Annotated in this window: 22 protein-coding genes; 15 read left to right on the plus strand and 7 right to left on the minus strand. The window is 67.3% G+C overall.

Annotation, left to right across the window (positions count from 1 at the left end):
• Positions 1-6: 6 nt before the first annotated feature.
• The 4 genes from AB6806_RS24530 to AB6806_RS24545 all read right to left on the minus strand — a co-directional run bounded on the left by AB6806_RS24530 (position 7) and on the right by AB6806_RS24545 (position 2846).
• The gene (locus AB6806_RS24530) at positions 7-303 is read right to left on the minus strand and encodes a 4a-hydroxytetrahydrobiopterin dehydratase (RefSeq protein WP_038358149.1); all 297 of its coding nucleotides are present in this window, start codon (positions 301-303) and stop codon (positions 7-9) included.
• Complete coding sequence (gene thpR, locus AB6806_RS24535) at positions 300-875, minus strand: RNA 2',3'-cyclic phosphodiesterase (protein WP_142023456.1); 576 nt, start codon at positions 873-875, stop codon at positions 300-302. The genes AB6806_RS24530 and thpR overlap by 4 nt, the downstream gene beginning before the upstream one ends.
• 226 nt (positions 876-1101) lie before the next feature.
• On the minus strand, positions 1102-2157 hold the full coding sequence (locus AB6806_RS24540) for an aldo/keto reductase (RefSeq protein ID WP_142023457.1): 1056 nt from the start codon (positions 2155-2157) through the stop codon (positions 1102-1104).
• An 80-nt stretch (positions 2158-2237) separates the two neighbouring features.
• Positions 2238-2846, minus strand: coding sequence for an arylesterase (locus AB6806_RS24545; RefSeq protein WP_370955743.1), 609 nt, complete (start codon positions 2844-2846; stop codon positions 2238-2240).
• A gap of 180 nt (positions 2847-3026) precedes the next feature.
• On the opposite strand from AB6806_RS24545, the gene AB6806_RS24550 reads away from it, so the two are divergent.
• From AB6806_RS24550 to AB6806_RS24565, 4 genes are all read left to right on the plus strand, one after another.
• A complete protein-coding gene (locus AB6806_RS24550) occupies positions 3027-3728 on the plus strand; it encodes an ABC transporter ATP-binding protein (protein WP_038358155.1) in 702 nt (233 codons plus the stop codon).
• A 2-nt stretch (positions 3729-3730) separates the two neighbouring features.
• Positions 3731-6319 (plus strand): ABC transporter permease, encoded by a 2589-nt coding sequence (locus AB6806_RS24555; RefSeq protein WP_142023458.1) that lies wholly within the window; start codon positions 3731-3733, stop codon positions 6317-6319.
• A 218-nt stretch (positions 6320-6537) separates the two neighbouring features.
• A complete protein-coding gene (locus tag AB6806_RS24560; RefSeq protein ID WP_112765112.1) occupies positions 6538-7320 on the plus strand; it encodes a Bax inhibitor-1/YccA family protein in 783 nt (260 codons plus the stop codon).
• Between the two features lie 97 nt (positions 7321-7417).
• Positions 7418-7954, plus strand: a complete 537-nt coding sequence (locus tag AB6806_RS24565; protein WP_142023459.1) for a GNAT family N-acetyltransferase — start codon at positions 7418-7420, stop codon at positions 7952-7954.
• Between the two features lie 2 nt (positions 7955-7956).
• Here AB6806_RS24565 and AB6806_RS24570 read toward each other — a convergent pair whose 3' ends face one another.
• Together AB6806_RS24570 and AB6806_RS24575 are read right to left on the minus strand one after the other, a co-directional pair.
• Positions 7957-8325 (minus strand): DUF2794 domain-containing protein, encoded by a 369-nt coding sequence (locus AB6806_RS24570; protein ID WP_038358163.1) that lies wholly within the window; start codon positions 8323-8325, stop codon positions 7957-7959.
• A 329-nt stretch (positions 8326-8654) separates the two neighbouring features.
• Positions 8655-9203, minus strand: a complete 549-nt coding sequence (locus tag AB6806_RS24575) for a peroxidase-related enzyme (protein ID WP_112765123.1) — start codon at positions 9201-9203, stop codon at positions 8655-8657.
• A 181-nt stretch (positions 9204-9384) separates the two neighbouring features.
• On the opposite strand from AB6806_RS24575, the gene AB6806_RS24580 reads away from it, so the two are divergent.
• From AB6806_RS24580 to AB6806_RS24595, 4 genes are all read left to right on the plus strand, one after another.
• Entirely contained in the window at positions 9385-14226 is a 4842-nt protein-coding gene (locus tag AB6806_RS24580) for an NAD-glutamate dehydrogenase (RefSeq protein WP_142023460.1), read from the plus strand.
• A gap of 9 nt (positions 14227-14235) precedes the next feature.
• The gene (locus tag AB6806_RS24585) at positions 14236-14433 is read left to right on the plus strand and encodes a Trm112 family protein (protein ID WP_038358169.1); all 198 of its coding nucleotides are present in this window, start codon (positions 14236-14238) and stop codon (positions 14431-14433) included.
• 65 nt (positions 14434-14498) lie between these two features.
• On the plus strand, positions 14499-14768 hold the full coding sequence (locus AB6806_RS24590) for a CopG family ribbon-helix-helix protein (RefSeq protein ID WP_038358171.1): 270 nt from the start codon (positions 14499-14501) through the stop codon (positions 14766-14768).
• On the plus strand, positions 14765-15070 hold the full coding sequence (locus AB6806_RS24595; RefSeq protein WP_142023461.1) for a type II toxin-antitoxin system RelE/ParE family toxin: 306 nt from the start codon (positions 14765-14767) through the stop codon (positions 15068-15070). The genes AB6806_RS24590 and AB6806_RS24595 overlap by 4 nt, the downstream gene beginning before the upstream one ends.
• Before the next feature lie 10 nt (positions 15071-15080).
• On the opposite strand, the gene AB6806_RS24600 is transcribed toward AB6806_RS24595, so the two are convergent.
• The gene (locus tag AB6806_RS24600; protein WP_142023462.1) at positions 15081-16328 is read right to left on the minus strand and encodes a ubiquinone biosynthesis hydroxylase; all 1248 of its coding nucleotides are present in this window, start codon (positions 16326-16328) and stop codon (positions 15081-15083) included.
• Between the two features lie 223 nt (positions 16329-16551).
• On the opposite strand from AB6806_RS24600, the gene tesB reads away from it, so the two are divergent.
• The 7 genes from tesB (at position 16552) to AB6806_RS24635 (ending at position 25160) form a co-directional block, all read left to right on the plus strand.
• Entirely contained in the window at positions 16552-17421 is an 870-nt protein-coding gene (gene tesB / locus AB6806_RS24605; RefSeq protein ID WP_038358177.1) for an acyl-CoA thioesterase II, read from the plus strand.
• A gap of 238 nt (positions 17422-17659) precedes the next feature.
• Positions 17660-17998 (plus strand): P-II family nitrogen regulator, encoded by a 339-nt coding sequence (locus AB6806_RS24610; RefSeq protein ID WP_038358178.1) that lies wholly within the window; start codon positions 17660-17662, stop codon positions 17996-17998.
• Between the two features lie 28 nt (positions 17999-18026).
• Entirely contained in the window at positions 18027-19385 is a 1359-nt protein-coding gene (locus AB6806_RS24615; protein ID WP_112765107.1) for an ammonium transporter, read from the plus strand.
• Positions 19386-19568: 183 nt separating this feature from the next.
• Entirely contained in the window at positions 19569-22130 is a 2562-nt protein-coding gene (locus tag AB6806_RS24620) for a DNA translocase FtsK (RefSeq protein ID WP_370955744.1), read from the plus strand.
• 191 nt (positions 22131-22321) lie between these two features.
• On the plus strand, positions 22322-23173 hold the full coding sequence (locus tag AB6806_RS24625) for a LolA family protein (protein ID WP_370955745.1): 852 nt from the start codon (positions 22322-22324) through the stop codon (positions 23171-23173).
• A 107-nt stretch (positions 23174-23280) separates the two neighbouring features.
• Entirely contained in the window at positions 23281-24096 is an 816-nt protein-coding gene (xth, locus tag AB6806_RS24630) for an exodeoxyribonuclease III (protein ID WP_133561170.1), read from the plus strand.
• 146 nt (positions 24097-24242) lie between these two features.
• Entirely contained in the window at positions 24243-25160 is a 918-nt protein-coding gene (locus AB6806_RS24635; RefSeq protein WP_370955746.1) for an EamA family transporter, read from the plus strand.

Here is a 25160-nt window from a genome sequence, read left to right on the forward strand (position 1 = left end):
GCCCGCTCAATTCCCCAGGGCGTCGATGGCCCGCGCCAGCTTGACGTCGAGCTCGGTCAGACCGCCGGCATCATGGGTCGCGAGCGTCACATCCACCGTCCGGTAGACATTCGACCATTCGGGATGGTGATTCGCCGCCTCGGCCAGCAGCGCCACCCGCGTCATCCAGCCGAAGGCCTCGCTGAAATCGCGAAAGACGAAGCGCTTGCTGATCGCCTCGCGTCCCTGCGCCAGCTTCCAGCCGGTCAGGGTCGCCAGCGCCTCCGCCTGAGCCTCGGGACTCAGTCGTTTCGGTCTCGTCATCGCCGCTGGACCTCCCTCGGCAGGCGATTGGGATAGGACGGGCCGAGCGGATAGGCGGCCTCCAGCACATAGGGCCCGCCACCGGTCGAATCGCGCGACGACATCAGCGCCACGCGGCGCGCAGTGAAGTTGATCGGCCTGATGATCGGATGCAGGCTGAGATAATGCGCGAGCTCGACCGGCGAGGTATCGCGCAGCCGGGCCAGCGTGACATGCGGCACGAATTTGCGCCCTTCGGCCGGCATGCCGAGCCGGCGCATCTGCCGCTCGACATCGCCCTGGAGCTCGGTCAACGCCTTGGTCGGCACCACCCGGGCGAAGACCGCCCGCGGCTTGTCGCCGCCGAAAGAGCCGAGCGCATCGAGCGTCACCTCGAAGGGATAGGCGCCGAGATCGGGCAGCATATGGTCGACATCATTCGCCATGCGCCGGTCGACATCGCCGAGGAAACGCAGCGTGACATGGTAGTCGGGCGGCTCGATCCAGCGCGCGCCCGACAGGCCGCCGCGATGCAGCGTCAGCTCGGATGCGACATCGGCGGGGATTTCCAGAGCGATGAACAGCCTCGGCATGAGTCGATTCCTGCCAAGCGATTGTGACTCTGGCGAGACGGTAGGCGGGAAGCCGGCTCAAGGGAACCGGTTTTCACCTGCATCGCGCAAGCCGTTCCCGCGCACCGTCATTCGGGACAAGCCGCGTCAGCGGCGCCGATCCGGAATCCATCGGAGGGTGTCACGCCCTACGATGGATTCCGGGTCTAGGCTTCGCTTCGCCCGGAATGACGCGATATTTTGAAAATCAGGGGCAGGGATTGCCGACGAGCTGGTGGATCGCGTCGATCTTCTCTTCGATCTCGGGCGTCAGCTTGACGTCGATCGAGGCGATGTCGGTCCTGAGCTGCTCCATCGAGGTCGCGCCGATGATGTTTGCCGTCACGAAATCGCGCGAATTGACGAAGGCGAGCGCCATCTGCGCCGGGTCGAGCCCGGCCTCGCGCGCCAGCGCGATGTAGCGCTTGATCGCATCCTCGGCGCCCGCGCCCTCATAGCGCTGGCCGCGGTTGAACAGCGTCGTGCGCGCCCCGGCCGGGCGGGCGCCATCGAGATATTTGCCGGTGAGGTAGCCCTGCGCCAGCGGCGAATAGGCGAGCAGCCCGACATCCTCGCGGATCGCGACCTCGGCCAGCGCCGTCTCGAAGGTGCGGTTCAGGAGGCTGTAGGCGTTCTGGATCGACTGGACGCGCGGCGTGCCGCGAACCTCCGAATCGGCGACGAAGCGCATGGTGCCCCAGGCGCTCTCGTTGGAGAGGCCGAGATGGCGGATCTTCCCAGCCTTCACCACCTCGGCGAAGGCGTCGAGCTGCTCGGGAATCGAGGTCTCGTCGGCCGGCTTCTCATAGGCCGCATGCGAGAAGCGCGTCGGGTTCGAGCCCCAGGGCATCGGCCGCTCGGGAAAATGGATCTGGTAGAGGTCGATATAATCGGTCTGCAGCCGCGCGAGGCTCTTGTCGACCGCCTCCATGATCTGCTTGCGGGTGACGCGTGTCGGGCTCTGGTCGTCGCGGAACCAGCTATTGCCGCCGCGCCCGCAGATCTTCGAGGCCAGGATGATCTTGTCGCGGTTCCCGCGCGCCTTGAACCAGCTGCCGATGATCCGCTCGGTCGAGCCCTGCGTTTCCGGTTTCGGCGGGATCGAATAGAGCTCGGCGGTATCGAAGAAATTGACGCCCTGCTCGACAGCGTAGTCCATCTGGGCGTGGCCTTCGGCCTCCGTATTCTGCTCCCCCCAGGTCATGGTTCCCAGGCAGATCACCGAGACCTTGAGATCGGTGCGTCCGAGGCGGCGGTAGTCCATGGCAAAGCAACTCCGGAAACGGTGCCGGCGGGCGGCGTGGAAAAGGCTTGGGGATTCGTCCCGCTGGAACCGGGAACGGATCAGGATCTGGCCGGCAGCGTCGCGATGAAGCGCTCGACCGTCGGCAGGATGTTGCGGACGATGACCTTGACGCCCTCGACCGTGGGATGGAGCCCGTCCGCCTGGTTCAGCGCGCGGTCGCCCGCGATGCCCTCCAGGAAGAAGGGGTAAAGCACCAGAGCGTGCTTTTCCGCAAGCTCCGGATAGATCGCATCGAAGCGCTTGGCATAATCCGTGCCGAGATTGCGCGGCGCATACATGCCGGCGAGCATCACGGGGATGCCACGCTCTTTCAAACGCGCGATCATCGCCTCCAGCGCTTGCCGCGTCTGGGCCGGATCGACACCGCGCAGGGCATCGTTGGCGCCAAGTTCGAGGATGACGCCATCGGTCCCATCGGGCACCGACCAGTCGAGCCGCTCCAACCCGCCCTGCGTCGTGTCGCCGGAAACGCCGGCATTCACGATTTCGACAGCGATGCTCTTCTGGCGCAGCGCTTGCTCCAGAACGGCAGGGAAGGCGGCGCTGCCCGGCAGGTTGTAGCCGGCCGAGAGCGAATCGCCGAACGCAACGAGCTTGAGCGTCTTTCCGGCCGGAGGAACCGGGGTCGCGGTCTGGGCGAAGGCCATCGGAGCAGCCACCATCAAGGTGAGGGCGATCAGCGTGAAAATCGCCGCAAACGATTGGACAACTAGGAAACCGCGCCCATATCGGCGCAAGCCCCGCCTCGGCGCCTCACGGCTCCGCAGGGGCCGCGACGAGGTCCCGGCCGGGACGGCGATGGAAGCGTAAGTCAGGATCATGGCGTGATGAGCGAAAAGGCCGCCCCGGCGATCGAGTTGCAGGATGTGCATTTAAGTTTGGGGCGTGGAGCCGCTCGCGTCCATATCCTGAAAGGCGTCTCGGTGTCGCTGCCCGATGGCGAGGCGTCCGGCCTCGTCGGCCCTTCCGGCTCCGGCAAGTCGACCCTGCTGATGACCATGGCCGGGCTGGAGCGCCCCGATTCCGGCATCGTCAAGGTCGCCGGGCAGGATCTCGGCCAGCTCGACGAGGACGGGCTCGCGGTCTTCCGCGGCCGGCGTATCGGCATCGTCTTCCAGTCCTTCCATCTCGTGCCGACCATGACGGCGCGTGAGAACGTGGCGCTGCCGCTCGAGCTTGCCGGCACCCCCGACGCCTTCGCCCGCGCCGAGGCCGAACTCCGCAATGTCGGCCTCGGCCACCGCATGGACCATTATCCGGCGCAGCTTTCCGGTGGCGAGCAGCAGCGCGTCGCCATCGCGCGGGCCGTCGCGCCCGATCCGGCAATCCTCGTCGCCGACGAACCGACCGGCAATCTGGACGAGGCGACCGGCCGCTCCATCGTCGACCTGATCTTCGCCTTGAAGCGCGAGCGCGGCGCCACCCTCGTGCTCGTCACCCATGACCTCTCGCTCGCGGCGCTTTGCGACCACACCGTCCGCCTGCGCTCCGGCGTGATCGAGCAAGAAGACGCGATGGCGGACATCTGACGATGCACGCGCCCGTCAAGCCGCTCGGCGGCCCGCCCGCCCGCTCCTCCCTCGGCTTCGGCCTGTCGCTGCGCCTGGCCCTGCGCGATCTGCGCGCCGGCCTGCGCGGCTTCGGCGTCTTCATCGCCTGCCTGGCGCTGGGCGTCATGACCATCGCCGCCGTCGCCTCCGCCTCGCGCGGCCTCACCGAGGGGCTGGCGCGCGAAGGCCGGCGCATCCTCGGCGGCGACGCCTCCTTCAGCCTGATCCAGCGCGAGGCGACACCGCAGGAGCTCACCTTCCTGACGGCTCGCGGCACGGTCTCGACCATCGCCACGATGCGCGCCATGGCCAATGCCGGCGAGAAGGGCGCGGCCCTTGTCGAGATCAAGGCCGTCGATGCCGGTTATCCCAGCATCGGCACGGTCGAGACCGACCCTCGGCAGCCGATCGCCGGCCTGCTCGGCGAGCGCGACGGCACCTATGGCGCAGTCGCCGACCCCATCCTGTTCGGCCGGCTCGACCTCAAACCCGGCGACACCGTCACGGTCGGCGGCGCGAAGATCCAGCTCCGCGCCAATCTCGTCTCCGAGCCCGACAAGATCGCCGCCGGAGTCGGCTTCGGCCCGCGCCTCCTCATCTCGCAGGACGCGCTGCGCGCCACCGGCCTGATCCAGCCCGGCAGCCTGATCCGCTGGACCTACCGCCTCCAACTGCCGCAGGCTGCGTCTGGTGACGCCGATCTCGACAGGCTGATCGCGGATGCCGGCACGCAGCAGCGCGACGCCGGCTGGGAAATCCGCTCCCGCGCCAATGCCGCGCCAAGCTTCCAGCGCAACCTCGAACGCTTCACCCAGTTCCTGACGCTGGTCGGCCTCACTGCCCTGCTGGTCGGCGGCGTCGGCGTCGCCAATGCGGTGCGCCGCTTCGTCGAGGCCAAGAAGCTCGACTTCGCCACCATGAAAGCCGTCGGCGCCACCGGCGGACGCGTCGTCGCGATCCATCTGACCGAGGTGATGCTCGTCGCCGCCATCGGCACCGCGATCGGCCTCGTGCTCGGCGCTGCCGCCCCCTTCGCGCTCGGCGCCCTGCTGCAAAGCATCCTGCCCGTGCCCTTCGAGCCGACGCTGGCGCCTGGAGAGCTCGCCATCGCCGCGCTTTACGGCCTGCTGACGGCCCTGGTCTTCGCCATCATCCCGCTCGGCCGCGCCCATGACGTGCCGGTTTCGGCCCTGTTCCGCGACCAGGTCGAGCCCGATCCGCGTCGTCCGCGCGCGATCTACCTTGTTCTCTGCCTGCTAGCGCTGGCCGGATTGGTCGGCGTCGCGCTCGGCTTTGCCTATGACCGGCGCATCGCGCTGATCTATATCGGCGTCATGTTCGGCGTCTTCGTGCTCTTGCGCGGAGTCTCGGTCGGACTGATGGCGCTCGCCCGCCGCCTGCCCCGCCCGCGCAGCCCGTCGCTCAGGATGGCGCTCGCCAACAGCCATCGCCCGGGCGCCCTGACCCCGTCGCTGGTGCTTTCGCTGGGCTTGGGCGTCGCCCTGCTCTCCGCGCTCGCCTTCATCGATGTCAGCCTAACGCGCCAGCTCACCGGCGCGCTGCCGGCCAAGGCGCCGAGCTTCTTCTTCCTCGACATCCCCAGCCGAGATTCCGCTCGCTTCGACGCTTTCCTCGCGCAGGAAAGACCGGGCGCGGCCGTCGAGCGCGTGCCGATGATGCGCGGGCGCATCCTGGCGGTGAACGACACCCGCGCCGAGGACGTCAAGGCGAGCGAGCAATCCGCCTGGGTGCTCGATGGCGACCGCGGCATTACCTATGCGGCAAACCTGCCCGAGGGCTCGAAGATCGCAGCGGGAGAATGGTGGCCGGCCGACTACAAGGGCGAGCCGCTGGTGTCCTTCGACGCGCAGAACGCCGCCGGCATCGGCCTCAAGATCGGTGACCGGCTCACCGTCAACGTGCTCGGGCGCAGCATCACTGCCCGCGTCGCCAATTTCCGCAGCATCGACTGGCGTTCCTTCGGCATCAATTTCGTCATGGTGTTCTCGCCCAACACCTTCGCGGGCGCCCCGCATACCGATCTCGCCACCATCACCGCGGCCCCGAATGGCAACGGCTCCGGCGACCCCGCTCTGATGCGCCGGCTCGCAACCGAGTTCCCGGCCGTCACCGCCGTGCGGGTCAAGGATGCGCTGGAGGCGGTCAACACCATCGTCGAACAGCTCGCCACCGCGATCCGCGGCGCCTCGGGCCTCGCCATCGCCGCCAGCCTGCTGGTTCTGGGTGGCGCGCTGGCGGCCGGACAGAGGGCGCGGCTCTATGACGCGATGATCCTGAAGACCCTCGGCGCGACCCGTCGCTTTATACTTTCGTCGTACGCCCTTGAATACGCCGCCATCGGACTGGTCGCGGCGCTGTTCGGCGTTGTCGCGGGTACTGCGGCCGGCTGGGGTGTCGTCACGCAAGTGATGCGCATCGAATTCGTCAGTGATCCGACCGGTGCTTTACTGGCTGCGACTGCCGCCATCGTGGTTACCGTCCTGTTCGGGCTCGTCGGTACGATAAAAATACTGTCGAAAGCGCCGGCTTCTCATCTCAGGAATTTATGATGACTGACCGAAGCATCACCGGGATAGACATTAAAATCCTGTAATTCTGCATGCGGCGCCGGCCGAACTTCTATGCTCGCACCGGCCTTAACCATGGCCGGCTCTTGTAAGGAAGGCGAAACCCCCTCATATTCCCTCCATCGCGATGATTGTGCGCGAGGACGGGTGGCATTGCGTGCCTTCCGTCGTCCGAAACTACGTCAGGGGAAACTCGCTCGATGAGCAACTTCGACCGCAATGCTCCAGTCTGGGGTGCCGGCCGCGCACAGCAGACCAGCGCCGTCGAGATGGATCAGGGCCTGCGCTCGTTCATGCTCGGCGTCTACAACAACATGGTGATCGGTCTGGCGATCTCGGCGCTGTTCGCGCTGGGCGTCAACAAGATGGCCGTCACCGACCAGGCCAACGCCGTCGCGCGTATCGGCAACACCTATCTCACCTCCTTCGGCCAGCTGATGTACGGCACGCCGCTGATGTGGGTGTTCGCGCTCGCGCCGCTGGCCTTCATCTTCTTCTTCTCGTTCCGGATTGACCGGATGTCGGCCTCCTCGGCCCGTTCCATGTTCTTCGCCTTCGCGGCGGTCATGGGCGTCTCGATGTCGACGCTGCTGATCCGCTACACCGGCGCCTCGGTGGTGCAGGTGTTCTTCATCACGGCGGCGGCCTTCGGTGGCCTCAGCCTCTACGGCTACACCACCAGCAAGTCGCTGTCGGGCATGGGCTCGTTCCTGGTCATGGGCCTGATCGGCCTGATCCTGGCCTCGCTGGTGAATATCTTCCTCGCCTCGAGCGGGCTCGGCTTCGTGATCTCGCTGGTCGGCGTCGGCATCTTCGCCGGCCTCACCGCCTGGGACACCCAGCGTCTGAAGGAGATGTACCTCTCCTCGGACATGAACCCCGAGGAAGCCGCGAAGCTTTCGGTCAACGGCGCGCTGTCGCTGTACCTGAACTTCGTCAACATGTTCCAGTTCCTGCTCTCGCTGCTCGGCAACCGCGAGTAAGCGAGCGAGACGGACCTGCTCCTTCCACGGAGCCGACATGCCCCGGCCGCAAGGCCGGGGCATTTGTTTTGGCACGGCCGTTGCTCAATCTGCAGGCATGACACTGCCTTCGATCCGCCCGGCCGCCCCTGCCGACATTCCCGCTATCGCGGCGATCTATGCCCATGCGGTGTGCAACGGCACCGCCTCCTGGGAGCTCGACCCGCCGGGCGAGGCCGAGATGCTGCGCCGCCTCGAAGCGACCCTGGCCGGCGGTTACCCCTATCTCGCCGCCGAGCGCGATGGCTCCCTGCTCGGCTATGCCTATGCCGGGGCCTACCGCCCCCGCCCGGCCTATCGCGCCACTGTCGAGAACTCGATCTACCTCGCGCCCGCCGCGCAGGGGCTCGGGATCGGCAGCCTGCTGCTCGATGCGCTGATCGCGGAGTGCACGAAGCGCGGCTTCCGCCAGATGATCGCCGTCATCGGCGACGGCACCGGCGCCTCGATCGGCTCGCGGCGCCTGCATGAGAAGGCGGGTTTCCGGCTGATCGGGGTCGCCGAGAAGGTCGGCTTCAAGCATGGCCGCTGGCTCGACCAGATGCTGATGCAGAAGGAGCTCGGCGAGGCCGACCGCTCGCCGCCGGGCTTCTGATCTCAGTTCACGATGCTGAGCTGCCTGTCGAGCACCCTGAGCACGCGCGACAATTCCGAGCCGCGCTTCAGGATCAGCCCCGTCGCCGCCACCACCGAATAGGCTCCCTGCCGGCGCGCCAGCGCCGGGTCCTTCACGATGCGGTAGAGCGGCATTTCGGAGGAGCGGCGGAAGACCGAGAACTGCGCCTTGTCTTTCAGGAAATCGATGGCGTAGTCGCGCCACTCACCGGCCGCGACCATGCGGCCATAGAGATTGAGCAGTTCGGAAAGCTCGCGTCGATCGAAGGTGACGGTGGTGGGCCGTGCCGGCGCCGGAAAAGTCACGACGGCGTCGGCCGGCCGCGATTGTGGCGTTTCGCTTTCGCTCATGGCGCCTCCCCGCTCCGGTGGATGAAACGCGAACTCGACATGCCGCGATGATGCGCCCGCGATAGCGAGCTGGCAAGGGACACCGCACCGGCAGCGGAGATCGCGTGCCGCCGCTCCTCGCGGCTTCGTCAGCAATGCCGCAATTTCGCCGTCAACGCGCCAACGACCCGCCAAGTTGCGCCGCTCAATTACGGTCGTTGCCTCGACGGCCCGGTTCTGCTGAGCCCCGGCTTGTCAGCCCCCAGCCCCCCGGAGTTCTGGTGGAGCCGGGCCATCGGGTCGAGGCCAACTAGCGGCTGGCATTGCGCCGGCCGTTTTCTTTTTGGGCCTCAGCGCGCCTGCCGGTGATAGTCCGCATTCGGGCGCATATCGACCGCCGAGGCCATTCGGTTCGACATGTTGTAGAAGGCCGCCACCGCGCCGATGTCCCAGATGTCGCGCTCGCTGAAGCCGGCTTCGCGCAGCACTGCGCGATCCTCCTCGCCGATCAGATGTGGCGTCTCGGTCAGCTTCACCGCGAAATCCAGCATGGCGCGATGGCGCCTGGAAAGCGCGGCCGCGCGGTAGTTCATCACCATCAGCTCGCCGAGCACGGGATCGCCCGAGAGCTGGCGCACCGCGGCGCCATGGGCGGTGAGGCAGTAATAGCAGCGGTTCACGCTCGACACCGCCACCGCGATCATCTCGCGCTCCAGCTTCGAGAGCCCCGAGGGGGCCAGCATCAGGTCGTTGTAGAAGGCGGCGAAGGCCGAGAGCTTGGCGTCGTCATGGGCATAGGACGCCAGCACATTCGGCACGAAGCCGAGCTTTTCCTGGCATTTCTCGAAATAAGCTTGATTCTCCGCCGAAAGCGCGCCCGGATCGAGAGCGAGCGCCATCACGGCCGGCGGAGCATCCTGCTTCGCAGGTTCCTCTCCGACCTTTGGTTTGTCATGCTTCGTCGCCATGGTGCGTCCTGTCTTGGTCCGGAACAGCAATTTTGCCGCTTTGTTGGGCAAGGCAAAGTTGAAAGGCCGTGCAGCCTATGTCATCGCTGCGGCAAAACAACGGGGGTTGAGCATGGGCAAGCGGGTCACGAATGCCACGGCCGCGGCGGTTGCCGCCATTGAAGCTGCTGCCGCCGGGCTGAAATCGCCCATGCCCGCCGAATTTCCAAGGCTGCTCTACGGTCGCTCCGTCGCCGAGGATCTCGAAATCCTGCCGCCGGAGCTGCTCGCCCGCGCGGCAGCGGCTGCCTATGAGCACCTCACCGAGCCGCGCGAGCCCGAGACAATCAATCTGCGCTTCCGCGACGACGAGTTCGAGGCGGATGGGCGCAAGCACCAGATCACGATCCTCGAGGTCGTCAACGACAACAAGCCGTTCCTGCTCGATTCGACGCTGGCGGAATTGCAGGACCAGGGCTACGAGCCGCGCCTCGTCGCCCACCCGATCCTGGCCGTGGCCCGCGACGCCAAGGGCCGATTCGTCTCGCTCGCCGGCGAGGCGGCAGGCAGGGCGCCGGAAGGCACCCGTCGCGAGAGCCTGATCCATATCCATCTCGATCGAATCGATTCGGCGGAGGCGCGCCAGCGTCTCGAGCATGGGCTCGGCCAAGTCTATGCCGATGTCGGCCTCGCGGTCGACGACTGGGCGGCGATGCGCGGGCGCATCACCGAGGTCATCCAGGCCTATCGCGCCAATCCGCCGCCGCTGCCCGAGGACGAAATCGCCGAGGCGCTGCAATTCCTCGAATGGATCGCCGGCGACAATTTCACCCTGCTCGGCGCGCGGGCCTATCGTTTCCCCGGCGGCGACGTCGCCGCCGACCCGATCGAGGGCTCCGGCCTCGGCATCCTGCGCGACCCCGCCGTCAAGGTGCTGCGCCGCGGCCGCGAGCTGGTGACGACCACGCCCGAGATCCGCGCCTTCCTGGCCCGGCCGCAGGCGCTCATCATCACCAAGGCCAACGTCAAGAGCCGCGTCCACCGGCGCGTCCATCTCGACTATGTCGGGGTCAAGCTTTTCACGCCGGAAGGGCGGCTCGATGGCGAATTGCGCATCGTAGGCCTGCTGACCTCGAACGCCTATACCGGTTCGGCCCGCGCCATCCCCTATCTGCGCCTCAAAGTCGCCCGCGTCGCCAAGAATATCGGCTTCGACCCGGCGAGCTATTCCGGCCGCGCCCTGCTGAACGTGCTCGATGCCTATCCGCGCGACGAGCTCTTCCAGATCGACGTGCCGACGCTGGAGCAGTTCGCGCTCGACATCCTGCAGCTCACCGAGCGGCCGCGCATCCGGGCGCTCGCCCGTGTCGATGAGTTCGACCGCTTCGTCTCGATCCTCGTCTTCATCCCGAAGGACCGCTACGACACCAATGTCCGCCTGCGCGTCGGCGAATTCCTCGCCCGCATCTATAACGGGCGGATCTCGGCTGCCTATCCCGCCTATCCGGAAGGGCCGCTCTCGCGCACCCATTACATCATCGGCCGCGACGAGGGGAAAACGCCCCGGATCGACCGCGCCACGCTCGAAGCCGGCATCGGCGCGATCGTCCGCACCTGGAGCGACGGGCTGAAGGACGTCCTCGACCAGGAGAAGGCCGGGCCCGCCGCCCGCGCGCTCGCCGAGCGCTACGCCGCCGCCTTCGGCGCCGCCTATCGCGAGCGCTTCTCCGCCACGGATGCACTGATCGACATCGAGATGCTGCAGCAGCTCTCGGCCGAGCGTCCTCGCGCCGTCAACCTCTACCGCCGCGAGGGTGACGCCGCGACGCGCGCCAATCTCAAGGTATTCTCGCGCGGGGGCGCGATCTCGCTCTCGGCTCGCGTCCCGCTGCTGGAGAATATGGGCTTCCGCGTCGTCAACGAGCGGACCTACAACGTCTTGCCGCAGGGCAATGGCGGCGCGGGCGAGGATGTCCGCGTCTGGCTCCACGACATGACGCTGGAGCGCGCCGACGACGGCGAGATCGACATCGAGCATCTCGACCCGACCATCGAAGCCGCGCTGATGGCGCAGTTCCGTGGGCTGGCCGAATCGGACCGCTTCGACCAGCTCGTGCTCGCCGCCGGCCTCGGCTGGCGGGAAGCCGCGCTGCTGCGCGCCTTCGGGCGCTATCTCCGGCAGGTCGGCGCGCCCTATGCGCAGGGCTACATCGCCGACGCGCTGACGCGCCACCCCGGCATCGCCGCCGATCTCGTCGGCTATTTCACCGCCAAGTTCGATCCGCGCATCAAGCCGGAGGAGCGCGAGCAGCGCATGGCGCAGAAGCGCGCCGAAATCGAGGGCGCGCTCGACGCCGTCACCAGCCTCGACGAGGACCGCATCCTGCGCCGTCTGGTCAATCTGGTCGATGCCGCACTGCGCACCAACTTCTTCCAGATCGGTCCGGACGGCCAGCCGCGCGGCACCATCACCTTCAAATTCGACTGCGCTCAGGTCGACGGCCTGCCGCTGCCGCGCCCGCTCTACGAGATCTTCGTCTATTCGCCGCGCGTCGAGGGCATTCATCTGCGCTTCGGCAAGGTCGCGCGCGGCGGCCTGCGCTGGTCCGACCGCCCGCAGGATTTCCGCACCGAGGTGCTCGGCCTGGTCAAGGCGCAGCAGGTCAAGAACGCGGTGATCGTTCCAGTCGGCGCCAAGGGCGGCTTCGTGCCGAAGCAGCTTCCGCCGGCATCCGACCGCGCCGCCTGGCTCGCCGAGGGCACCGAGAGCTACCGCATCTTCGTCCGCAACCTGCTCGAATTGACCGACAATCTCGACGGCGAGACCATCGTGCCGCCGCCGGACACAGTGCGCCATGATGGCGACGACCCCTATCTCGTCGTCGCTGCCGACAAGGGCACGGCGACCTTCTCCGACACCGCCAACGCGATCTCGCTGGAGAAGCATCACTGGCTCGGCGACGCCTTCGCCTCCGGCGGCTCTCAAGGGTACGACCACAAGGGCATGGGCATCACGGCGCGCGGCGCCTGGGAGGCGGTGAAGCGCCATTTCCGCGAGGTCGATGTCGACATCCAGACCACGCCCTTCACCGTCGCCGGCGTCGGCGACATGTCGGGCGACGTCTTCGGCAACGGCATGCTGCTCTCCCCCGAGATCAAGCTCGTCGCTGCCTTCGACCACCGCGACATCTTCCTCGATCCCGATCCCGATCCGGCCACCTCGCTGGCCGAGCGCCAGCGCCTCTTCGCCCTGCCGCGCTCGTCCTGGCAGGACTACGACAAGAGCCTGATCTCGAAGGGCGGCGGCATCTTCTCGCGCCAGGCCAAGAGCATCCCGCTGTCGGCCGAGATCCGGGCGCTGCTCGACCTCGACAAAAAGGAGGTCTCGCCGCCCGAGCTGATGACCGCGATCCTGAAAAGCCGCGTCGACCTGCTCTGGTTCGGCGGCATCGGCACCTATATCCGCGCCACGGACGAGAGTGACGCCCAGGTCGGCGACCGCGCCAACGACGCGATCCGCATCGCCGGCAACGATCTCCGGGCCCGCGTCATCGGCGAGGGCGCCAATCTCGGCGTGACCCAGCGCGGCCGCATCGAGGCGGCGCGCAAGGGCGTCAAGCTCAACACCGACGCCATCGATAACTCCGCCGGCGTCAACACCTCGGACGTCGAGGTCAACATCAAGATCGCGCTCGCCAACCCGGTGAAGGACGGCCGCCTCAAGGAGGAAAAGCGCAACGAATTGCTCGCAGCGATGACCGACGAGGTCGGGCTGCTCGTCCTGCGCAACAACTATCTGCAGACGCTGGCACTCTCGCTCACCGAGGCCAAGGGCGTGGCTGCGACGCCCGGCCTGCGCTTCCTGATGCAGACGCTGGAGCAGGACGGCCGGCTCGACCGCGGCGTCGAGTTCCTGCCGAGCGACGCCCAGCTCGTCGAGCGCGAGAAGCGCGGCGAGGGGCTGACGCGGCCGGAACTCTCCGTGCTGCTGGCCTATGCCAAGCTCGCGCTGCACGACGCGCTGCTCGAATCGAGCGTGCCTGATGACCCCTATCTCGCCACCGAACTGGTCCGCTATTTCCCGAAGGCGCTGCGCGACGCCTATCCGGACGAGATCGCCGGCCACAGGCTGCGCCGCGAGATCGTCGCGACCCAGCTCGCCAACGCCATCGTCAATCGCGGCGGGCCGGCGCTGGTCCCGATCCTGGCGGCGCTGACCCGTTCGGAGGTGCCGGCCATCGCCGCCGCCTACGCGATCGCGCGCGATTCGTTCGATCTCATCGGCCTCAACGGCGAGATCGACACGCTCGATGCGAAGATTCCCGGCAAGACCCAGCTCGGCCTCTATGCCGCCGCGCAGGAGCTCGTCATCGACCGCATGGGCTGGTTCCTGCGGCGCGGCGCGGCCAAGCCCGGCACGATCGAGCAGACCATCGCGCATTACGCCAGGGGTGTTACCGATCTCTCGGCCGAGCTCGATGCGCTGCTGCCGGAAGCCGCCGCCCAGGCGCGGCTCGCCCGCATCGCCGTCCTCTCCTCCGAGGGCGTGCCCGAGGCGCTCGCCACCCGCGTCGCCAGCCTGCCCTCGCTCGCCCAGGCGACGGATATCGTCGACATCGCCGAGCGCAGCAAGCGCAAGATCGGCGATGTCGCCCGCATCCATTTCGGCGTCGATGCCTTCTTCGGCCTCTCGAATCTCGAGGCGGCCGCGGCGGCGGTGCCGGCGACGGACGACTATGAGCGTCTCGCCCGCGAACGGGCCGTGGAGACGCTCGACGACGCCCATGCGCAGATGACGCAGGAGATCGCCTCCTCGGATGGCGGCAAGGGCTCGCTCGAAAGCTGGCTCGCCGAGCGCGGCCAGGATGTCGAGCGCACCCGCAGCACGATCAACGCCATCGCCACCTCGGGCCTCACCCTGCCGAAGCTGATGGTCGCGGCCGGGATGCTGGCCGATCTGCCGCGCAAGAGCTAAGGAAACCGCATGACCAACGAAACCGACACGACCACCCGCGTCGATCCCAAGCTGCTCGAGATCCTGGTCTGCCCGCTGACCAAGAGCACGCTGGAATACGACGCGGCGAGGCAGGAACTGATCAGCCGCGCCGCGAAGCTCGCCTACCCGATCCGCGACGGCATCCCGATCATGCTGCCGGAAGAGGCCCGACCGCTGGAGGATTGAAGCTGTGTCGCTAGCTCCTCTCCCTTGTGTTAAGATGTACACACGACAACACAGGAGTAGGAACGATGGCCGCGACGGAAACGATGACGATTCGGGTTTCGGCCGAGACGAAGCGCAAGCTGGAGCGAATCGCGACCGACACCCGGCGCAGCAAATCCTTCCTCGCGGGCGAGGCGGTGTCAGCCTATGTCGACCGCGAGCTTGAGATCATCGAGGGGATCAAACGGGGCTTGGGCGACGTCGAGGCCGGACGGGTCGTCGCGCACGACCAGGTCACCGCCGACGCTCGCCAAATCGTCGCGGATGCGAGGCTGAGGAAGGCCGGCCGAGGATGAGGCCCGTCATCTGGTCGGACGATGCCAGACGCGACTACCTCGATATCCTTCGATACATCGCCGAAGACAACCCCGACGCGGCTGAGCGGGTCGTCGATGCAATCGAGCAGGCCGGGAACGAGCTCGGTGATTTCGCGACCGGACGGCCGGGACGCGTGAGTGGCGTCTACGAGAAACTGGTTCCCCGCCTGCCCTACATCCTGGCCTATGCGCTCGCGCTCCAGGGCGGACGCGAGGTCGTCGCGATCCTGCGCGTCATCCACACCGCACGCGACTGGCCCGAGGAGGGCTGGCCAGGCTGAGCGGGCGCGCTCAGAGCGTCTCGCCCCGCAACAGCCGCGGCGGCGCTCCGGCGACACCGGCGGCCTCGCGGATGAAGAAGCGCTTCAGCCCCGGCAGCCGATCGACCAGCCCGAGCCCGAGATCGCGCGCCAGCCGCAGCGGCGTCGCATCGTTCGAGAACAGCCGGTTGAGCCCGTCCGTCACTGCGCCCATCGCGACCGTGTCGAAGCGGCGCGCCTTCTCGTAATCCTCGAGCACGTCGAGCGCGCCGGCATCGAGCCCGAGGCGCGCGGCATCGACGATGACCTCCGCCAGCGCCGCGACATCCTTCAGCCCGAGATTGAGCCCCTGTCCCGCGATCGGGTGGATGAGATGGGCGGCATCGCCCAGCAGCGCGAACCGCCGGTCGACGAAGCGCCGCGCCACGCCGAAGCCGAGCGGATGAGCGCTCACCGGGCTCTCCAGCGTGATCTCGCCGAGCTCGAGCCCGAAGCGCATCTCGATCTCGGCCAACATGTCCTGCGCATCGAGCGACAGCAGCGGCGCGACGTTCCCGGTCCTTTCCGTCCAGACGATCGAGGAGCGGTGGCCGAGCCTGCCGCCATCCGTGAGCGGTAGGATGGCGAAGGGCCCCGAAGGCAGGAAGTGCTCGACCGCCCTGCCGTGATGCGGCCGCTCATGGCCGATCGTCGCGACGATGCCGGATTGCGGATAATTCCAGCCGACCCAGCCGATCCCGGCCTGCTCGCGCAGCCGCGAGCGGGCGCCATCGGCCGCGACCAGCAGCGCCGCCTTGTCCTCAGCACCATCGGCGAAGGTGATCGCGACAGCCTCGTCCTCGACGGCGAAACCGCGCACGCCGACCGGCCTCAGATCGACCCCGGCCCGCTCGCAGGCGGCCTTCAGCTCCGCCACCAGCGCGGCATTCTCGACCATATGAGCGAAAGGCTGGCCGGGCTCGACCTCGCCGTCGAAGGTGAGGAAGACGGGCCGGACGGCATCGTTCGTCCGGCTGTCCGAGATCACCATCTCCATCATCGCCTGGGCATGGCCGGAGACCGCTTCCCAGACACCGAGCGTCTCCAGCATCGAGCGGGCGCCGGCCGCCACCGCATAGGCGCGATTGTCTGGCTTGGGAGCGGCGTTCACCCCCGGATCGGCCAGCACCACCGCGAAGCCCGCTCCGAGCGCCTGCTTCAAGGCGAGCGCGAGACTCAATCCGGCGATGCCGCCACCGGCGATGACGATGCGCATGCTTGCGTCCGGCACGACGGCCATTCTGCTTCTCCCTGGATCGCCGCGCATCCTGACGGACGCGATAACCGTGATCTATCCATTTGTTATCGCATCGGTTTCTTCCGAAAAGCGGATTCCACTTTTCGGCCCGATGCCACAGCGGCCCGCTTGACGAGGCAAGCCGCCTCGGTGCTGATGCGGGTAAACCCGGCTGTTCCTCTGCGGGCCGCCGACGCCAACGTCAACCCGACCGCGATACGGCCTCATGTCACAGCAGATCAGCGCTTCCCTGACGGCGATCCTCGACCTCGAGCAGCTCGAAAGCAATCTGTTCCGCGGTCGCAGCCCGAAGTCGACTTGGCCGCGCGTCTTCGGCGGCCAGGTGATCGCGCAGTCGCTCTATGCCGCCTGCAAGACCGTGGAAGACCGCCAACCGCATTCGCTGCACGCTTATTTTCTGCTGCCCGGCGATCCCGAAATGCCGATCGTCTATGAAGTCGACCGCCTGCGCGACGGCCGCTCCTTCACGACGCGGCGCGTGCTCGCCATCCAGAAGGGCGAGGCGATCTTCGCCATGTCGGCCTCCTTCCAGGTCGACGAGCCCGGCTACGAGCATCAGATGCCGATGCCGGACGTCCCGATGCCCGAGGACTTGCCGGATCGCGAGGAGATGGCGAAGACCGTGCTGCCGCATATGCCGGATGCGGTGCAGGCCTATTACCAGCGCAAGCGGCCGATCGAGATCCGCCCCGTCGAGCTCGAGCGCTACCGCACCGGCGGCAAGATGGAGCCGAAGTTCAACGTTTGGATCCGGGCGATGGAGACCCTGCCCGACGAGCCAGCCCTGCATCGCAGCGTTCTCGCCTACGCCTCGGACCTCATGCTGCTCGATTCCAGCCTCATCGCGCATGGCACGACCGTTTTCGACCAGAAGATCCAGGGCGCGAGCCTCGACCACGCTCTCTGGTTCCACCGCCCCTTCCGCGCCGATGAGTGGCTGCTCTATGCACAGGACAGCCCCTCGACCTCGGGCGCGCGCGGCTTCTCGCGCGGCCTCGTCTTCGACCGCGAGGGGCGGCTGGTGGCCTCCGTGGCGCAGGAAGGCCTGATCCGCCCACGGCCGGATCGCGCCTGACGCCTTTTCAGGCAATTGCATAACAAGAAAGCAAACGCCTATCGAATAGGCATACCGGATTCGATTTTCGGCTGATCTGCGCCCGATTCCCCCGCCCGGAGGCTGACGCCGGCCCGCGGAGCGCTTTGGCACGTCCCTTGAATTATGCGCTGCGTCGCACTGCGCATCGCAGGGCGGGCGAGGCGCAACGAGTTCGCCGGGGCTGACGACCAGGCGGCGTAAAGGGGAAACCCAGCAGATGAAAATCGTGATGGCGATCATCAAGCCGTTCAAGCTGGAGGAGGTGCGCGACGGGCTCACCGCCATCGGCGTGCACGGCCTGACAGTGACTGAAGTGAAGGGCTATGGCCGGCAGAAGGGTCATACCGAGATCTACCGCGGCGCCGAATACGCCGTGAGCTTCCTGCCCAAGATCAAGATCGAGGTGGCTGTCGCCGACGAGCTCGTCGGCAAGGTGATCGAGGCGATCACCGCCGCCGCCCGTACCGGCCAGATCGGTGACGGCAAGATCTTCGTCTCCTCGATCGAGAAGGCGGTGCGCATCCGCACCGGCGAGACCGACGGCGACGCCCTCTGAGCCCCCGACCCTTCAGGAGTTTCAAGCAATGAATTTCAGGACTTCCCTGCGGGCCGGGCTGACCGGCCTCACGCTCGCCGCGCTCTGCGCCGGCGCGGCCCTGGCCCAGACGGCGGCTCCCGAGGCGCCGGCGGCCGCCGCCGCGGCCGTGCCCAACAAGGGCGACACCGCCTGGATGCTGGTGTCCTCGCTCCTCGTCCTCTTCATGACGCTGCCGGGGCTGGCGCTGTTCTATGGCGGCCTCTCTCGGACCAAGAACATGCTCTCGGTGATGACGCAGATCACGGCGATCGCCGCGATCATGTGCATCGTCTGGGTGATCTACGGCTACAGCCTCGCCTTCACCTCGGGCGGCTCGCTGACGAGCTTCATCGGCTCCTTCTCCAAGGCCTTCCTCGCCGGCGTGACGCCGGATTCCACCTCCGACACCTTCACCAAGGGCGTCGTGATCCCTGAATACGTCTTCATCTGCTTCCAGATGACCTTCGCGATGATCACGCCCGCCCTGATCGTCGGCGGGTTGGTCGAGCGCATGAAGTTCTCCGCGATGATCCTCTTCGTCATCCTCTGGGGCACCTTCGTCTACTTCCCGATGGCCCATATGGTCTGGTTCTCGGAGGGTTACCTCTTCACCCTCGGCGCACTCGACTTCGCCGGCGGCACGGTCGTCCACATCAATGCCGGTATCGCGGCGCTGGTGGGCGCGCTCCTGGTCGGCAAGCGCATCGGCTACGGCAAGGAGCTGATGTCGCCGCACTCGCTGACGATGACCTTCATCGGCACCGCAGTCCTGTGGGTCGGCTGGTTCGGCTTCAATGCCGGCTCCAATCTCGAGGCCACCGGCGGCGCCGCGCTCGCCATGATCAACACCTTCACGGCCACGGCCGGAGCGGGCCTCGGCTGGCTCTTCATCGAGTGGATCGTCAAGGGCAAGCCCTCGCTGCTCGGCATGCTCTCGGGCATCGTCGCCGGCCTCGTCGCCGTCACCCCGGCCGCCGGCCTCATCGGGCCGATGGGCGCGATCGTGCTCGGCGCCGTCGCGGGCATCGTCTGCTTCTTCTTCTGCACCACGGTGAAGAACGCGCTCGGCTATGACGACTCGCTCGATGTCTTCGGCGTCCACGGCGTCGGCGGCATCATCGGCTCGATCGGCACCGGCATCTTCGTCGCCCCGGCACTCGGCGGCGTCGGCGTCGCCGACTACGCCATGGGCGCGCAGGTCTGGAAGCAGTTCGTCGCGGTCGCCGTCGCCGTCGTCTGGTGCGGCGTCGGCTCCTTCATCCTCTACAAGATCGTCGATGTCGTCGTCGGCCTGCGCGTCACGCCCGATCAGGAGCGCGAGGGCCTCGACATCGCCGAGCACGGCGAGCGCGCCTACAACATGTGATCATCGCTCAGCGATTCACGTGAAACCGACCCCGGCGGGAAACCGCCGGGGTTTTTTCATGTCTGTGCACTGCCGCAAGATCGACGTGCTTCAAGGTTAAGCGGGCCTTAACCACAGCTTCCTAACGTGGAGCATATGGCCGGCATGATGCGGCCCAAAGCCCGGAATACGACTCGAAGCCGCATGCGCACCATCCGCCGCTCCCGATCGCTTATGGACCGCCTGCCCGATCCGGTGCGGGAGTTCCTGTCGCGCCGCGCCGCCGAGCTGACCGGGCTGGGGCTGCTCGCGCTGATGGCGGTCGTCGCCTTGGCCCTCGCGAGCTGGTCGGCCAACGATCCGAGCCTCAACAACGCCACCAATGGCGCGGTCCGCAACTGGCTCGGCCGTCCGGGCGCCATGATCGCCGACCTGCTGATGCAGCTCGTCGGGCTCGGCGTCATCGCCCTGCTCTTCCCGCCAATGATCTGGGCATTGCGGCTGGTCCGCTTCCACCTCTTCGACCGCGGCGCGCTCAAGCTCGGCCTCTGGGTCGTTGGCGTCGCCGCCGCTGCCGCCGTCGCCAGCGCCCTGCCGGCGACGCCGCGCTGGCCGCTGCCGACCGGCATGGGCGGCGTCATCGGCGACGGGCTGCTCTTCGGCACCCGCAACATCGCCGGCATCGCCGGGGGCGCCGTCGCGAGCCTCGTCGGCTTCCTTTATGCCGGCATCGCCATTCTCGCTGTCACCGCCGCCGCCGGCTTCGGCTTCGTCCATGACGAGGATCCGGCCCTTGACGACGAGGCCGATGACGGCCTCTCCGATGGCGAGGAGCGCGGCGACGAGGAGCCCGGCATCGCCGTCATCCTGATCGGCTGGCTCGCCCATGGCGCGATGGCGCTGCGCGCGGCGATTCTGCGCCGCCTGCCCCACCCGCCCGAGCCCGCCGTCGACACCGGCCCCGCGCCGCAGGCCGGTGCAGGCCGCGTCCGCCGCGAGCCGCAATTCGGCGCCGGTCCCGCGCCGCGTCAGCCCCTGCCGAATTTCGATCCGGCCCCGCTGCCGGGCACGCGCGCGGCGGCCTCCCATGACATCGACGACGATCCGCCCTTCGACATCGACGATGCACAGGACCTGCGCGACCTCAACGCTCCGCGCGTCGCCGCCCCCGCTCCCGCGCCCAAGCCGGGCAAGCGCATGCAGCGCGAGGCGCAGCCCTCCTTCCTCGAGCGCGATTCCTTCGAGTTGCCGCCGCTGACCTATCTGGCCGAGCCGAAGAAATCCCTCGCCAACACTGTCTCGACGGACGCGCTGGAACAGAACGCGACCCTGCTCGAAGGCGTGCTGGAGGATTTCGGCGTGCGCGGCGAGATCACGCAGGTCCGCCCCGGCCCTGTGGTGACGCTTTACGAGCTTGAGCCTGCGCCTGGCACGAAGTCGTCGCGGGTGATTTCGCTGGCGGACGACATCGCGCGTTCGATGAGCGCGGTCTCGGCGCGCGTGGCGGTGGTGCAGGGCAAGAACGCCATCGGCATCGAACTGCCCAACGCCAAGCGCGAGACCGTCTTCCTGCGCGAGCTTCTGGCCAGCCAGGATTTCGAAGCGACCAAGCACAAGCTCGCGCTCTGCCTCGGCAAGACCATCGGCGGCGAGCCGGTGATCGCCGATCTCGCCCGCATGCCCCACCTGCTCGTCGCCGGCACCACCGGCTCGGGCAAGTCGGTCGCGATCAACACCATGATCCTGTCGATCCTCTACCGGCTGAAGCCGGAGGAATGCCGCCTGATCATGGTCGATCCCAAGATGCTCGAGCTCTCCGTCTATGACGGCATCCCGCATCTGCTCACCCCGGTCGTCACCGACCCCAAGAAGGCGGTCGTCGCCCTCAAATGGGCGGTGCGCGAGATGGAGGAGCGCTACAAGAAGATGTCGAAGCTCTCGGTGCGCAACATCGACGGCTTCAATGCCAGGGTCGGCGAGGCCAAGGCGGCCGGCGAGGTCATCACCCGCACCGTCCAGACCGGCTTCGACAAGCATTCCGGCGAGGCGATCTACGAGGAGGAGGTCATGGACCTCGAGCCTCTGCCCTATATCGTCGTCATCGTCGACGAGATGGCCGATCTGATGATGGTCGCCGGCAAGGAGATCGAGGGCACGATCCAGCGCCTCGCCCAGATGGCCCGCGCCGCCGGCATCCATGTCGTGCTCGCGACACAGCGCCCCTCGGTCGACGTCATCACCGGCACGATCAAGGCGAATTTCCCGACCCGGATCTCCTTCCAGGTCACCAGCAAGATCGACTCGCGCACGATCCTGGGCGAGATGGGCGCCGAGCAGCTTCTGGGCCAGGGCGACATGCTCTACATGGCCGGCGGCGGGCGCATCACCCGCGTCCACGGCCCCTTCGTCTCGGACAACGAGGTCGAGAAGGTCGTCGCCCATCTCAAGACCCAAGGCCGGCCGCAATATCTCGACGCCGTCACCTCCGAGGAGGAGGAAGCGGCCGAGGACGAGGACGGCGCCGTCTTCGACAAGACCGGCATGGGTTCGCTCGACTCCGACGACCCCTACGAGCAGGCGGTGGCGGTCGTGCTGCGCGACAAGAAGGCCTCGACCTCCTACATCCAGCGCCGCCTCCAGATCGGCTACAACCGCGCCGCATCCATCATGGAGCGCATGGAGAACGAGGGCATCGTCGGACCCGCCAATCACGCCGGGAAACGCGAGATCCTCGTCGAGACGCAGGGCCACGGCGAGGACGAATAGCCGCATCATTCGGTCGGAGGACTTGCACGGGCAGGCGCCGGTCCTCAAATAGCCATCACGATGCTGCAACCTCGGCGGCATGGAGAGCGTTGAGGCCCCGAAGACACGAGCGCTCCGCAACAACCGGAGCCACGACGTATCTCGTCCGGCATGAGGATCGCCGTGGCACAGGGAATGGAGCAGACTTGCTCATGAGAGTGATCCCGATTCTTCGGGTTTCGGTTCTGACGGCGGCGTTTGGCTACGGCCTGGCGGCAGCGCCGCTCGGGGCACAACCCCTGCAGTTGCAGCCGCCTGCCGCGGCCAAGCCCGCGCTCGCCAGACCGGCCGCGCCGCGCGCGATCCCGCTCCCGCCGGTCCGCCCGGCCAATCTCGGCCTGCCGCGCACGGCGATGAACGATGCGCCGGCTGCGCAGGCGGCGGGTTCCCCACAGGCTGCACCTGTCGCGCAGACGGCGAAGCCCGAAGCGTCCAAGACGACGCCGGCCAAGACCAAGCTCGCCGCGCCCGCGACGCGCGAGGAAGCGATCGAGCGGCTCAATACCTATCTCAACAGCTTCACGACGCTGCAGGGCAACTTCATCCAGTTCAATCCCAACGGGAAGCGGCTCGAGGGTCGGATCTACATCCAGCGCCCGGGCAAGATGCGTTTCGAATACGAGCCGCCCGCGACCACCGAGGTTATCGCCGACGGCACCTCCGTGGCCGTACGCGACAAGCGCCTCGGCACGCAGGACGTCTATTCGATCGGCCAGACGCCGCTGAAATTCCTCGTGCGCGAGAAGATGGATCTCAACCGCGAAGGCACCATCACCGGTGCCAGCGTCGACGGCGATATCCTCTCCGTCCGGATCGAGGATCGCTCGACGCTCGGCGGAACCTCGAAGATCACGCTGAAGTTCGACCTCGTCGCCAACGAGCTCAGGCAATGGGTGGTCGTCGATCCGCAGGGTTATGAAACGGCCGTGTCGCTCTACAATCTCAGCCTGCAGCGCCAGACCGACCCGAAGAACTTCGTGATCGATCACCAGCGCACGCTGTGATCGCCGGCCAAGGCTAGTTCGGCGCGGATAGTCGGGCGCCGAAACGGCTTGCCTTTTGGCACGCAACGACCCAGTTTCCGGCCACCTCTCCTTGCCGGAATCTCCGCGTGCAACTGACTGTCACGAGCTGGAACATCAATTCCGTCCGCCTGCGTATCGGGATGGTCGGCGAGTTTCTCACCCGCTACGCACCCGACATCCTCTGCCTGCAGGAAACCAAGACGCCGGACGAGCAATTCCCGGCCAAGGCCTTCCACCAGCTCGGCTATGTCCATCAGGCCTTCATCGGCCAGAAGGGCTATAACGGCGTCGCCATCGTCTCGAAGCTGCCCTTCAGCGAGAAGGAAGCGATGTCGATGTGCGGCCGCAACGATGCCCGGCACATGACGGTGACGCTCGACAAGGCGGCGGGCGCGGCGGCCGGCATCGCCATCCATAATTTCTACATCCCGGCCGGCGGCGACATTCCCGATCCGGCCAAGAACGACAAATTCGCCCACAAGCTCGCCTTCCTCGACGAGATCGGCGCCTGGGGCGTGACGAAGAAGCCGACGGACCGGCCCGCGATCCTGCTCGGCGACCTCAATATCGCGCCCTATGAGCACGATGTCTGGAGCCACAAGCAGCTCCTCGACGTGGTCAGCCACACACCGATCGAGACGACCACGCTGGAAAAGCTGCGCTCCGAGCTCGGCTGGACCGACGCCGCCCGCACGCTGCGCCCCGAGCCGGAAAAACTCTATTCCTGGTGGAGCTATCGCGCGCAGGATTGGGAGGCCTCCAATCGCGGCCGCCGGCTCGACCATATCTGGCTTTCCGACGCGCTGAAGCCGACGCTGCGCGACCTCTCCTTCCTGCGCGAGGCACGCGGCTGGGAGCGTCCCTCCGACCACGTCCCCGTCACGGTGACGCTGGAGCTTTGAGGCCCGGCGCCGGCGCCTTCAGAGACGGACCGGCCCATGCCCCGGCTGCGCTTCGGCCATGCCAGGCCCCTCCGCCCGGCCATTTCATGATCGTGCTATAGCGCGCGGCAACATCGGCACGGCCCGTTCACCGGAAGGCCAGATCATTGCAGCGCGCGCTCTCGACTTCGCTCTCGCCGCGGGATGCGCTGCTGACCCTGGCCGTGATGGTGGTCTGGGGCACGAATTTCGTCGTCATCCACATCGGCGTCGAACATTTCCCGCCGCTGTTCTTCGCCTGCCTGCGCTTCGCCTTCACGCTGCTGCCGGCGGTGTTCTTCCTCAAGCGGCCGGCCGTGCCCTGGGGTAATCTTGCCGCCTACGGCCTGCTGATCGGGGCCGGCCAGTTCGGCCTGCTCTACATCGCGATCAAGGGCTTCATCACGCCGGGCCTGGCCTCGCTGGTGGTGCAGTCGCAGGTCTTCTTCACGATCCTGCTGGCCGCGGCGATCACGCGCGAACGCGTCCAGCCCTTCCAGTTCGTCGGCCTCGTCCTGGCCTGCATCGGCATCGCCGTGATCCTCTGGCACACCGACGGCACCACGACGCCGCTGGGCGTCGTCCTGATCCTTGGCGCCGCGCTCTGCTGGTCCGGTGGCAATATCGTGGTTCGCGGAGCACCCGGCATCGACATGCTCGCTTATGTCGTCTGGACGAGCCTGTTCGCGGTGCCGCCGCTTTTCGTGCTGTCGTGGTTCGTCGAGGGCTGGCCAGCCATTCGCGACAGCCTGACCGCCGCGCCACCCAGCGCCTGGGCGGCCGCGATCTGGCAGGCCGTCGGCAATGTGATGTTCGGCTATGCCGTCTGGGGCTGGCTGCTCTCGCGCTATACCGCCGCCACCGTGGCGCCGACCGCAATGCTGGTCCCGGTCTTCGGCATGGGCGCCGCCGCCATCTGGCTGGGCGAACCCTTGCCGGGCTGGAAGTTCCTGGCCGGCGGGCTCGTGCTGGCGGGCCTGTGCATCAACATCCTCTGGCCGAAATTCGCCGCGATCCGCGCCGCAAGACATCCGCCGGCCGCCTGA

The sequence above is a fragment of the Allobosea sp. RCC_152_1 genome (assembly GCF_041360765.1).
GTDB classification, from domain to species: domain Bacteria; phylum Pseudomonadota; class Alphaproteobacteria; order Rhizobiales; family Beijerinckiaceae; genus Allobosea; species Allobosea spartocytisi.

Excerpts from the sequence above, each read along its gene's own strand:
- AB6806_RS24570 (WP_038358163.1), bottom strand. The coding sequence starts at position 8,325 with ATGAGCGAAAGCGAAACGCCACAATCGCGGCCGGCCGACGCCGTCGTG.
- AB6806_RS24550 (WP_038358155.1), top strand. The coding sequence starts at position 3,027 with ATGAGCGAAAAGGCCGCCCCGGCGATCGAGTTGCAGGATGTGCATTTA.
- AB6806_RS24585 (WP_038358169.1), top strand. The coding sequence starts at position 14,236 with ATGACCAACGAAACCGACACGACCACCCGCGTCGATCCCAAGCTGCTC.
- AB6806_RS24590 (WP_038358171.1), top strand. The coding sequence starts at position 14,499 with ATGGCCGCGACGGAAACGATGACGATTCGGGTTTCGGCCGAGACGAAG.
- AB6806_RS24620 (WP_370955744.1), top strand. The coding sequence starts at position 19,569 with ATGCGCACCATCCGCCGCTCCCGATCGCTTATGGACCGCCTGCCCGAT.
- AB6806_RS24595 (WP_142023461.1), top strand. The coding sequence starts at position 14,765 with ATGAGGCCCGTCATCTGGTCGGACGATGCCAGACGCGACTACCTCGAT.
- AB6806_RS24575 (WP_112765123.1), bottom strand. The coding sequence starts at position 9,203 with ATGGCGCTCGCTCTCGATCCGGGCGCGCTTTCGGCGGAGAATCAAGCT.
- AB6806_RS24565 (WP_142023459.1), top strand. The coding sequence starts at position 7,418 with ATGACACTGCCTTCGATCCGCCCGGCCGCCCCTGCCGACATTCCCGCT.
- AB6806_RS24580 (WP_142023460.1), top strand. The coding sequence starts at position 9,385 with ATGGGCAAGCGGGTCACGAATGCCACGGCCGCGGCGGTTGCCGCCATT.
- AB6806_RS24540 (WP_142023457.1), bottom strand. The coding sequence starts at position 2,157 with ATGGACTACCGCCGCCTCGGACGCACCGATCTCAAGGTCTCGGTGATC.
- AB6806_RS24600 (WP_142023462.1), bottom strand. The coding sequence starts at position 16,328 with ATGGCCGTCGTGCCGGACGCAAGCATGCGCATCGTCATCGCCGGTGGC.
- AB6806_RS24555 (WP_142023458.1), top strand. The coding sequence starts at position 3,731 with ATGCACGCGCCCGTCAAGCCGCTCGGCGGCCCGCCCGCCCGCTCCTCC.
- tesB (WP_038358177.1), top strand. The coding sequence starts at position 16,552 with ATGTCACAGCAGATCAGCGCTTCCCTGACGGCGATCCTCGACCTCGAG.
- thpR (WP_142023456.1), bottom strand. The coding sequence starts at position 875 with ATGCCGAGGCTGTTCATCGCTCTGGAAATCCCCGCCGATGTCGCATCC.
- AB6806_RS24625 (WP_370955745.1), top strand. The coding sequence starts at position 22,322 with ATGAGAGTGATCCCGATTCTTCGGGTTTCGGTTCTGACGGCGGCGTTT.
- AB6806_RS24615 (WP_112765107.1), top strand. The coding sequence starts at position 18,027 with ATGAATTTCAGGACTTCCCTGCGGGCCGGGCTGACCGGCCTCACGCTC.
- AB6806_RS24530 (WP_038358149.1), bottom strand. The coding sequence starts at position 303 with ATGACGAGACCGAAACGACTGAGTCCCGAGGCTCAGGCGGAGGCGCTG.
- AB6806_RS24610 (WP_038358178.1), top strand. The coding sequence starts at position 17,660 with ATGAAAATCGTGATGGCGATCATCAAGCCGTTCAAGCTGGAGGAGGTG.
- AB6806_RS24545 (WP_370955743.1), bottom strand. The coding sequence starts at position 2,846 with ATGGCCTTCGCCCAGACCGCGACCCCGGTTCCTCCGGCCGGAAAGACG.
- AB6806_RS24560 (WP_112765112.1), top strand. The coding sequence starts at position 6,538 with ATGAGCAACTTCGACCGCAATGCTCCAGTCTGGGGTGCCGGCCGCGCA.